Source organism: Nocardia amamiensis NBRC 102102 (genome assembly GCF_001612745.1).
GTDB classification, from domain to species: domain Bacteria; phylum Actinomycetota; class Actinomycetes; order Mycobacteriales; family Mycobacteriaceae; genus Nocardia; species Nocardia amamiensis.
Genome location: NZ_BDBA01000288.1, coordinates 1 through 9,825, shown reverse-complemented (window position 1 = coordinate 9,825; position 9,825 = coordinate 1). Strand labels below are relative to the sequence as shown.

At 67.2% G+C, this 9,825-nt stretch carries 13 protein-coding genes; 3 read left to right on the top strand and 10 right to left on the bottom strand.

Annotated features, from left to right (window positions below):
* Window positions 1-321 precede the first annotated feature (321 nt).
* A complete protein-coding gene (locus NA4_RS35600) occupies window positions 322-927 on the bottom strand; it encodes a TetR/AcrR family transcriptional regulator (RefSeq protein ID WP_067480034.1) in 606 nt (201 codons plus the stop codon).
* Window positions 914-1,780, bottom strand: coding sequence for an alpha/beta fold hydrolase (locus NA4_RS35595; protein WP_067480032.1), 867 nt, complete (start codon window positions 1,778-1,780; stop codon window positions 914-916). Before NA4_RS35595 ends, NA4_RS35600 begins: the two co-directional genes overlap by 14 nt.
* Before the next feature lie 152 nt (window positions 1,781-1,932).
* On the opposite strand from NA4_RS35595, the gene NA4_RS35590 reads away from it, so the two are divergent.
* A complete protein-coding gene (locus NA4_RS35590) occupies window positions 1,933-3,363 on the top strand; it encodes an amidase (RefSeq protein WP_067480031.1) in 1,431 nt (476 codons plus the stop codon).
* 79 nt (window positions 3,364-3,442) lie between these two features.
* Here the strand turns inward: NA4_RS35590 and NA4_RS35585 are convergent, their stop codons facing one another.
* Entirely contained in the window at window positions 3,443-4,153 is a 711-nt protein-coding gene (locus tag NA4_RS35585; RefSeq protein WP_281180100.1) for an NADPH-dependent F420 reductase, read from the bottom strand.
* A gap of 2 nt (window positions 4,154-4,155) precedes the next feature.
* Window positions 4,156-4,992 carry an MBL fold metallo-hydrolase gene (locus NA4_RS35580; protein WP_067480027.1) on the bottom strand — a complete coding sequence of 279 codons (837 nt, stop codon included), beginning with the start codon at window positions 4,990-4,992 and terminating at the stop codon, window positions 4,156-4,158.
* Window positions 4,993-5,096: 104 nt separating this feature from the next.
* On the opposite strand from NA4_RS35580, the gene NA4_RS35575 reads away from it, so the two are divergent.
* Window positions 5,097-5,423 carry a winged helix-turn-helix transcriptional regulator gene (locus NA4_RS35575; protein ID WP_067480025.1) on the top strand — a complete coding sequence of 109 codons (327 nt, stop codon included), beginning with the start codon at window positions 5,097-5,099 and terminating at the stop codon, window positions 5,421-5,423.
* Between the two features lie 80 nt (window positions 5,424-5,503).
* On the opposite strand, the gene NA4_RS35570 is transcribed toward NA4_RS35575, so the two are convergent.
* Both NA4_RS35570 and NA4_RS35565 read right to left on the bottom strand, forming a co-directional pair.
* Window positions 5,504-5,980: a DUF488 domain-containing protein gene (locus NA4_RS35570; protein WP_245671744.1), complete on the bottom strand. Its 477-nt coding sequence runs from the start codon at window positions 5,978-5,980 to the stop codon at window positions 5,504-5,506.
* 74 nt (window positions 5,981-6,054) lie between these two features.
* The gene (locus tag NA4_RS35565; RefSeq protein WP_067480036.1) at window positions 6,055-6,450 is read right to left on the bottom strand and encodes a RidA family protein; all 396 of its coding nucleotides are present in this window, start codon (window positions 6,448-6,450) and stop codon (window positions 6,055-6,057) included.
* Between the two features lie 131 nt (window positions 6,451-6,581).
* Between NA4_RS35565 and NA4_RS35560 the strand changes: the two genes are divergently transcribed.
* Complete coding sequence (locus tag NA4_RS35560; RefSeq protein WP_067480023.1) at window positions 6,582-7,550, top strand: helix-turn-helix transcriptional regulator; 969 nt, start codon at window positions 6,582-6,584, stop codon at window positions 7,548-7,550.
* A 178-nt stretch (window positions 7,551-7,728) separates the two neighbouring features.
* On the opposite strand, the gene NA4_RS35555 is transcribed toward NA4_RS35560, so the two are convergent.
* The 4 genes from NA4_RS35555 to NA4_RS35540 form a co-directional block, all read right to left on the bottom strand.
* The gene (locus NA4_RS35555; RefSeq protein WP_067480021.1) at window positions 7,729-8,622 is read right to left on the bottom strand and encodes a metal-dependent hydrolase; all 894 of its coding nucleotides are present in this window, start codon (window positions 8,620-8,622) and stop codon (window positions 7,729-7,731) included.
* A complete protein-coding gene (locus tag NA4_RS35550) occupies window positions 8,619-8,855 on the bottom strand; it encodes a hypothetical protein (RefSeq protein WP_157129508.1) in 237 nt (78 codons plus the stop codon). The genes NA4_RS35555 and NA4_RS35550 overlap by 4 nt, the downstream gene beginning before the upstream one ends.
* Window positions 8,856-8,956: 101 nt before the next feature.
* On the bottom strand, window positions 8,957-9,346 hold the full coding sequence (locus tag NA4_RS41035) for a hypothetical protein (RefSeq protein ID WP_067480017.1): 390 nt from the start codon (window positions 9,344-9,346) through the stop codon (window positions 8,957-8,959).
* A gap of 164 nt (window positions 9,347-9,510) precedes the next feature.
* On the bottom strand, window positions 9,511-9,729 hold the full coding sequence (locus NA4_RS35540; protein WP_067480015.1) for a hypothetical protein: 219 nt from the start codon (window positions 9,727-9,729) through the stop codon (window positions 9,511-9,513).
* Window positions 9,730-9,825: the final 96 nt, after the last annotated feature.

Sequence of the window (9,825 nt, the reverse complement as noted above, 5' to 3'; positions counted from 1 at the left end):
TTGCAGCGCCTGCGGCGCTGCGTGTTCGCGGCCCACCTGTGGCTCGCGTCCGAGCGACCGCCGCTGGCGACTGCGTCGCGGACGCGACGGCCACTCGGACGCGAGCCGGGCCGCGAACGTCAATGCTCGGTCTCGCTTCGCTCGAAAGCGGGAGTCGGGCCGATCCGGTTGCGTGCGGCGGAAACCGCGAGACCTCGAAGTTCGCCGCTCAGCCGGGTGCCTGCTCAGTCACGTGTCAGCGGCGGGGCATCAACGCCGAGCTGGAGCCGACGACCAAGGGCCCGGTCGCCGGTTCTCAAAAGCTGGTCAGGCCGTTCCGATTCAGCTGCTGGTGCGGATAAGTCCGGAGATCAGTAGGAGCACTGATTGCTGGGCCTGCGCACGGGCGGTGTCGGGGTCGTCGGCGTGCGCGACGATCAGAGCGGCCTCGCTGACCACGCTGACCACGAGCTGGGCCAGCACGGGGATCGGGGCGTCGGCGATCAGTCCGGCATCGCGGGCGCGCTCGAGCTGGGCGGTGATCAGGCCGAGGCCGTGGGCCGACTCGAATTCGCGCCAGGCCTGCCAACCGAGCACGGCGGGGGCGTCGGAGAGCGCGATCCGCAACATCGCGGGCCGCTGACAGATCTCCAGGAAGAGCCCGAGGCCCGCCGTCATCCCGGCCATCACATCGTCGGAATCCACTGCGGCGATGGCCTTTTCGATCTCCTCGGTGGTCTCGACCTCGATCTGCTCCAGCACCGCCATGAACAGGCCGCGCTTGTCGCCGTAGTGATGGTGCAACGCGCCACGGGTGACCCCCGCCTCGGTGACCAGCTCTTCGGCCGAGGTTCCCGCAAAGCCGCGCTCGGTGAACAGCCGGCGTCCGGCCTGTTCGAGCGCGGCTCTGGTGGTGCGAGAGCGGTCTTCCTGGCTACGGCGTGGCATGCAGCCGAGTGAACTCCAGAATCGATTCGGCGAGCAACTCGGGCTGGTCCTCCGGCAGGAAGGTGTAGGAGTCGTCGATGAGTTTCAGCGTCGCGTTCGGCAGGTCGCGGGCGAGACGTTCGGCGAAGGACACCGGGAACAGGCGGTCCTCGCGCGCCCAGGCCAGCAATACCGGGACGTCGACGTCAGCGAAGTGCCGCGCGGCTTCGAGGGTGTACCGGCGATGCGCGGATTTCAGGAAGCGGCGCAGGTCATTCCGGATCGCGGCCGAATTGCGGCTCGGCAGCAGATAGGAGTCGGTGATCTCCGACGGAATCGGCCGCTTGGTGATCCAGCCGAAGGCTATGGGCAGGCGATGCAGTGCCCGGATACGCATCACCTCGGTGAGCAGGCGGATCGACCCGGGGATTTTCGCCAGCAGCGGAAGTGCCGCGAACGGCTGCGGCAGGAAGCCCTCGTAGCTGTCCACCGAGGCGAGCACGACGCGGCCGATCCTGGAGCGATCGCGGGTCAGCAACACCTGAGTGATCGCTCCGCCGGTGTCATTGGCGACCACTGTGACATCGGTGAGGTCGAGGCGCTCCAGGAAAGCGGCGATCAGGTCGGCGACGCCGACCGGGGTCAACTCGGCGCCGGGGACCGGAATCTCGTGCGAGCCGAGCGGCCAGTCCGGCGTCAGGCAGCGATATCCGGCGGCGGCGATCGCGGGGACCACCTTGCGCCACAGGTCGGCGTTGACGAGCAGGCCGTGCACGAAGACGGCCGGAGCGCCCTCCCCGGTCTCGTGGTAGCGGATGCGGCCGCCGGGCAAGTCCACCTCGTGGACGCGGCCGAGTGCTGTGCTGGTTGCCATGGGTCCTCCCAGTCGTCTCAGGTACCCGGCCACTTTTACATACATACGGTATGTATGTCTATCCTACCCAGGGTGGATTTCCGGCCACCGATATGGACGCTTGACCAGAGCGATGGATACGGTTAGCCCAAACACGACGAGACGGAGCTCAGATGACGGTGTCCGATCCGACCCGCCTCCCGCCCGATACGCGGGAGCTGGGGCTGGCCGAACTGGCCGCCGCGATCGCGGGCGGCGCGATCACCTCGACCGCGGCGGTCAGCGGCGCACTCGACCGGATCGAGGCCGCGCAGCCCACGCTCAATGCTTTCCGGATCGTGCGCCGCGAACGGGCGCTGGCCGACGCCGCCGAGGCCGACCGTCGGCTCGCCGCCGGCGAACGGCTGCCGCTACTCGGCGTGCCCATCGCGGTGAAAGACGACACCGACATCGCGGGCGAGCCGACCGCCTTCGGCTGTGGGGGCGAGTTCGCACCGAAAACCGAAGACGCCGAATCGGTTCGGCGGCTGCGCGCGGCGGGCGCGGTGATCGTCGGCAAGACCAACACCTGCGAACTCGGCCAGTGGCCGTTCACCAGCGCCGCCTCCTTCGGCCACACCCGCAATCCTTGGGACCGCACGCGGACGCCCGGCGGGTCCTCCGGCGGGTCGGCGGCGGCCGTCGCGGCCGGATTGATCCCCGCCGCACTGGGTTCCGATGGGGCGGGGTCGATCCGCATTCCGTCCGCCTGGACCAACCTGGTCGGTATCAAGCCGCAGCGCGGGCGGATCTCCACCTGGCCGGAAGGCGAACTGTTCTACGGGCTCACCGTGAACGGCCCGCTGGCGCGCACCGTCGCGGACGCGGCGCTGCTGCTGGACTCGGCCGCCGGTCCGCACGCCGGCGACCTGCACACGCCGGCCCCGATCACCGCCTCGGACGCGGTCGGCCGCGACCCCGGCCGGTTGCGGATCGCGCTGTCGCTGCGAATTCCGTTCACCGCGACCAAGACCGCCCTCGACCCCGAGGTGGAGCAAGCGGTCCGGACCACCGCCGACACCCTGCGCAGGCTCGGCCACACGGTGACCGTGGCGGACTTGCACTACGGCATCATGATCGGCGCCTCGTTCTTGCCTCGTTCGCTGGCGGGCATCCGGCGGGTGTACAACCGGATGCCCGGACTCGAGGTCGACGCGCGCACCACGGCCAACGCCCGGATCGGCCGCGTGCTCGAGGGCCCCGCCCTCTACGCGGCACGCCAGCTGGAACCCTTGCTGCACAGGCGAATCGGCCACTTCTTTCGCGACTACGACGTGGTCCTCGCCCCCACCACCGCCACTCCCCCGCCACGCGCCGAGGAGATCGACGGCATCGGCATCACCGCCACCAACGACCTCATCACCGCCGCTTGCCCCTACACCTGGCCCTGGAACGTCCTCGGCTGGCCGAGCGTCAACGTCCCCGCGGGCTTCACCGACTCCGGCCTGCCCGTGGGCGCCCAACTGATGGGCACGGCAGACTCCGAACCCCTCCTGGTCTCGTTGGCCGCCCAGCTCGAATCCGAACTGAACTGGCAACGCCACCGCCCGACGCCCTGGTGGTGAGCCCAGCCCGGATACGGCTCAGACGGCGCTGATTCCACACCAGGGCGGCGGACGACGCCAAAGCGCACGTCCCACTAGCTCATTCGGGCCGGACTACCGACAAGTTGAAATCGGCCGTGCCGAGCACCCGGGAGAGGCTCACCCACAGCAGCACCACGGGTTCGACGCTGCGGGCGGTACGCACACCGCCGAGATCGATGATCTGCTCGTCGGTCCAGCCGAAGGACCGCAACAGGGCGGCGACATCGGCCTTGGCCGAGTCGTCGTCTCCGCTGAGAAAGACGTTGTGGCTGCCGGGAACTCGGGTCGGATCGACCATGAGCTCGTTGTTCATGGTGTTGAGGGTCTTGACCACCCGTGCCGTGGGGAATGCCGCCTGAAGCTGTTCGGCGACGCTGCCCTCCGCCGGAACGGCCAGTCGCGGTGATCCGTCGACGAACTGCAGCGGGTTGGACACGTCGACGATCACCTTGCCCGCCAGGTTCTCCGGCCCGGCCGCGGTCAGGGCGGCAAGGGATACCGTGCCGCCGGTGGCGTTCACGATGACCTCGCTCCCGGCCGCCGCTTCGGCGAAGGTTCCCTGGCGGCCGCCGGTTTCCCTGGCCCAGGCGGCTGCGTCGGCGTTGTCGGATGTCCGTGAGCCCAGGGTCACCTCATGTCCCAACCCTTGCAGTCGGCTCGCCAGTCGCCGTCCGACCTGCCCTGTACCCATTACCGCGATCTTCATATATCCACTTCCTTTCTCGCACAGATCATCTCGTTCGCGAGCGGCCGATCGGGAACGTTTCACACTCAGCTGAACGCGGCCGCCATCTCGTTCGCCACCGCGTCCGCGCCGAGAGCGACCAGCCAGTTCAGTGGCTCGCCGGGAGAGAACCTGGTCATCATCGCGGTCAGTTCCTCCTTCTGGGATTCGGTCAGAGCTTCGGCTCCGCCGCCCAATCTGGCCGTCGTCTCGCGGTACATCAGTAGGTACTTGCGCTGGTCTGCGAACAGTGACACGTCACCGGGCTTGCCGTGGCCCGGATACAGCGGCACCTCGGCCAGTTGTTCCGAGAGTCGATCCAGCGCGTCCAGCCATGCCGCCGAGTGGCCGTCGCTGAGGTAGGAGTGGGTGCCGTGGAAGGCGAGGTCGCCGATGAATGCCGCGCGAGTGCTGCCGGATTCGACGAGCAGGTAGGAGTCGGCGTGGCTTTCGGCTGGGCCGACGTCGTGCGCGCTCACCCGCAGTCCGGCGACCTCGACGACCTCGCCGTCCGCGAGCAGTCGGTCCGGCACCCGGTACCGGTCGGGCCACTCGGCGCCGTAGGTGGGCTGCCACTGCTTCCGCTTGGCCTCCGCACTCCGGTCGATGACCTCGGCCACCGCGACGGTGGCATACACCGGCACATCCTCGGGCACGACGTAGGGCAGGCCGTTGAAGTGGTCGGGGTGCGGGTGCGTCACGAACGCCGCGAGCAGCGGTTTGCTCAGCGCGGCCAGCCGGGCCGCCAGTGCCTTGGCGTCGGAAACCAGGAGACTGGCGTCGATCAACACCACCCCGTTCGCAGTCTCGATCAGATAGCTGTTCACGAAGATCCCCGCTTCGCCCGCGCTGTAGGTGTGGATCCGGAAATCGCTGTTCACCACGTGTGATGCCTTTCAGTACCGTTGGTGCCGACGACGGTAGGCCGCACGGGCGAGCCGCGAAAGAAGGCACTTTGCGGTGCCCATCCCGGACGAGGAGGCTGTTCATGGCGCTGGTGATCCCGGAGGTGCTCGAGGAATCCTGCACAACCCGGCAGGCGCTGGAACGCTTGTCGGCGAAGTGGCGCATCCTGCTGATCTACGCCCTGCTCGACGGCCCGCAACGCCACGCCGACCTGCGCAGGCGACTGCCGGGCATCACCCAGAAAGTGCTGACCGAGACGTTACGGGGCATGGAGGCGGACGGACTCGTCCAACGGCATGTCCTCCGCGAAAGCCCGCCGCAACACGTCGAATACGCCCTCACCACCCTCGGCAAGACGCTCGAGGAGCCACTCGCCGCCATCTGCGCTTGGGCTGCCGCCAACCCCTGAGCGATTCCGAGCCCGCCATTGTCGATCCGCTGGCCCGACGGTGCCGTGTCGTCCCGGCCGACCGTTGAGGAATTGCCGCGTCACAGCGGGCGCAGGTGCTCGATCGTGAGGTGGTGCTGCTCGGTCAGCCGCTGGGCGATCAACGAGCGGTGGCAAGCCTCAGGGTCGCGCTCTACACAGAGCAGCGCTGCGGTCCCGTTGCTCGGCAACGCCGATACGATGGGGCCGAGGTCGACGTGGTCGAGGATCTCGGTGGTGTAGCGGCGGGTGTACTCGGCGGCGAGTTCGCGGCGCGAGCGCTTGCCAACCCCTTGGCGGTCGTCCTCGGCGTACTGGAGCTGGCGTAGCTCGGTGGTTGGGGCGAGTTCGGGGTGGTGCTCGTAGACGATCCGGGCTCGAGCGAGGGCCACCTGCAGCCGCCGTGAGTTCGCCCAGGCGTACTCGGGTCCGCGGACACCACGGCGCTGGCGAACATCGAGCAATAGGCGGACATCCGCCTGCTGTAGCCGTTGCAGGAAGGACTCGCCGCTGAAGCCATAGACGCCGATTGTCACCATTCTGAGCACCGAGAAATCACCCACCTTCCTGACTCGCCGCCTCCGGCAGTCCTACCGGAGGCGGCGAGGTGACATCACTCGACGGCGGTTCCCTCGAGCTCGACCATCTGGCCGGGGATCGCCAGCCGGGTGACCCCGAGCATCGTGGTAGTCGGTGCCACCCCGGCAGCGCCCAACCGCGACGCCAGCACGCCGTAGTGCTGGAAGAGCAGATCGACGTCGGTGGTGTAGACGTTGAGCCGGACCAGGTTCGCCAGCGACATGCCGGCCTTTCCGAGCACGGCCTCCACGTTGTCGAGGCTCAGCGCCAACTGCGCCGCCATGTCACCGTCATGCTGGGGCTTGCCGTCGCCGCACATCGCGGTCTGGCCGGAGCAGTACAGCGTCCGGGTGTGCCCGGAGACGAGCTCACCCTGGTTGAATCCCATCTCCACCGACCACGTCACCGGGTTGACTGCCGTTCGTTCCACCACCACATCAGCTCCATTTCATTGAAGTACGTACGCCCACCGGCCTGGTAGCCGCTGTCTGTGACGCCGTGGTGGAAGCCTCCCAGCTAATCACGACATCCTCTGTCGTGTATTCGGTAAAGTCTTTTCCTATGCGCGCCGACCGGTTGGTGTCGCTGGTGCTGCTGCTGCGCCAGCGCGGCCGGCTGACTGCGGCCGAGCTGGCCGACGAGCTGGAGGTATCCACCCGGACCGTGTTGCGCGACATCGAGGCGCTGTCCGCAGCCGGTGTCCCGGTCTTCGCCGAACGCGGCCGGCACGGCGGCTTCGCGTTGTTACCTGGGTTCCGCACCGAGCTCACCGGGCTGAACCACGACGAGGCACTTGCCTTGCTGATCGCCGGATCGCGGCGCGGCGCACAAGCATTCGGCCTCGGCTCGGCGCTTGCTTCGGCGATGCTCAAGGTGGTCGACGCGCTACCCGAAAACTATCGGGACACCGCGGCTGACGTGGCCGAGCGATTGCTCATCGACCCGGAAACCGATCTGCTGTCGCGTCGGCTGGTCGCTGAGGAGGTGCCCGGCACCATCGTGGCCGAGGTCCGGCGCGCGGTGTTCGCCGGACACAAGCTCCGCATCCACTACGCGGCCCTCGACCAGACCCCGAAGTGGCGCACGGTGGACCCGATCGGCCTGGTCATCGTTCGCGACCAGGTCTACCTGCTGGCCACGAGGTCCGGCGCGGACCGCACCTACCGGCTGTCGCGGGTGTTAGCCGCACAGGAACTCCCCGAACCGGCACAGCGACCAGACCGGGTCGACCTGGACCGAGCATGGCAGGAACGCAGCACGCGGTTTCGGACCAGTGGCGACCAAATCGCCGTGCTGGTACGGGTGCACCCGGCGCGGCGGGAGGACCTGGTGAGCACCGCACTGGCCGTCCGCACCGAGGAACCCGACGCAAACGGCTGGCTGCGCCTGGAGGTGACCTTCCAAGACGCACGACACGCCGAATGGGCGCTGTGGCAGCTCACCACAGACGCGGAAGCCCTGGCCCCGCAGTCGTTGCGCACTTCCCTGCGCAACCGCGCCGCCGCGATCGCCACCTGCTACGGAATGTGATCCTGATTCCCAATTGACCAGCTGCCCAACGGCTTGATCGAATACCCCGCCATCGGAATCCGGGCGTTCTTCGACGGTAATGCGCCGTCAGTGAGCACGGCTGGAATACACCGGCCGCCGACATTTAACCGGTGGCGCGCTCATGCTTGGTGTACGTTCGCTCGATCGGGTGCCGATTTCATCGGCTCGGCGCGTCGGGCGTGGTGGGAGAGGTCTTGATCGCGAGGTGATCGACGAGTGTGCCGCTCTCGCCGAACAGTTCAGCTGTCCAGTGCTGGAGCAACTCGTTGTTGTCGAAATCGTCGGGATGGAATCCGGCCCTGTTGTAGTCACGCAGACGTTGGCGCACAGGGGGTTCCACGAACGGTGAGTGTCGCAGTGCGGCGAGGCTGCGGAAGAGAGTGAATGGCTTGTAACTCGCGCGGTCACGCAGGAGCGATGCCGTCGTGAACAGGAGGGCAGCGAGAATGAAAGCGGCGGAGCCGTACCGCATCGCCCAGATCCGGCGGCGTTCGCTGCCGCCGACGGCGCGGTAGACATCGAAGGCGACCGATCGGTGCTCGGACTCTTCCAAGGCGTGCCACAGCAGAATCGACCGCACTTCGCCATCGCCGAGCAGTGCCTGCGCTCGTCGGTCTCCGAGTAGGGTTTCCGCGGCTACCGCGGTGTAGTGCTCGAATGCCGCAGTGAGGGCCAGGCAGGTCAGCGGTGACAGTCGCCGCTCGTAGAGGGAGACAACGCGGCCGATAGCGCGGTCGACGAAGCGGGTGGGGTAGCCCATGTGCTGGAGCCGTTCGTTGAGTTCCCGATGTTCGCGGCCGTGCGTGGCCTCCTGGCCGATGAATCCTTTGACCTGGGAACGCAATTCGGGATCGGTGATCCGGTCTGCGAATCGGCGCACGGACCGGATGAAGAAGTCCTCGCCCTCGGGAAATGTGGCCGACAGGTAGGCCACGAGGTGGCTCATGACGAGGTCGCCGTGGACGTAGTGCCGGTCCAGCGAACCGGCGGGATAATGGAATCGGATTCGGCGCGCACGAATGGGCGGCTTCGTGGTGTCGCTGGTATTCATGGTCTCGGCCTGTCGGCGGCGGTGCCGAAACCCGATGCGATGGTGCGGATCGAGTCGTAGAAGTGATCGGTGATGTCGTCGTGGACGACCTTGGTCGATTCGGCCGCGCCGACGGCATCGAACACCGCGGTGGCGATCGAACGGTGCAATTGCTGGATTTCGGTGGTGATGCGGCCGAATGCTCGGGCCGCGTCAGGAGCTTGTTCGCGCAGTCGCGCAAGCTGTACCGGCATGTCATGCGGCGTGGGAAATGATGAGGACATGGTGCTGCCTTTCGGGTGCTGCACGGGATTGAAACTCGACGAGGTCAGGATTGAAGGGCCTAGCCGCACGATCATGGACAGCCGAACGGCGGTCCGGGTGGAGTCGGCGGGAAAGGGAGTCCCGGAGGAGTCGGGGGCGTGGGTGGCACTGGCGGTGTCGGGGCCACGGGGGCTGTCGAGCCGCCGAAGCGCTGGAAGGCCGCCTGCCGCGAGGTGCCGAACAACTCGCCGATCTCGGCCCAGGTATGACCTTCCGAACGGGCTCGCCGCACCAGTGCGTGCACGACATCATCGACCACCATGTCGAGACTGCGGGCGGCGCGCAGTGCGGCCATGACGGATACACCTGGCTTGCCTTCGACCGGGTCGAGGACCTCGGCCACGATTTCGGCATTGCTGGACAACAGTTTTCGTAGGACGGCCTGTTCATCGGCGGCTGGCGCCCGGGACGATTCCTCCATATGTAAAGGCTGCCTTGACAAGATCGGGTTGTCAAGGTTGCCTTTACATCCACGACACGCCGCCAAGCCAACGGGCATTCACACTGGCCGATCGCGGTCTCCGCGAGAGTGGCGAGAGCAGCTGTCCGTGGTTCGTCCTCCCCAATAGGTGCGGGACTCGCAATTCAGGGCTCGAGGTACAGCCGCTCGTTTGGCAAGCGCGGCAGTCCGGCTGGGTCCCCAGGGACCACAGTCACCGCATCTGGGTAATGGTAGGCGCACCAGTCCTGCACAAAGCGCGAGGCTGCGGTCACACAGGCGGCGAAATCCAAACGGACATCATGGAATTGGATCGACAGATGAACGTCGTCTTCTTCGGGGCGCGGCGACGACTGCTGATCCATGACGTCACCGCCTGCGCTGCGGTTGGCAAGCTCGGATGCACTCGATCACGGCCATGCCGGATGGTTGTGAGCCGATTGGGTGTCGTTCGCCAGCGT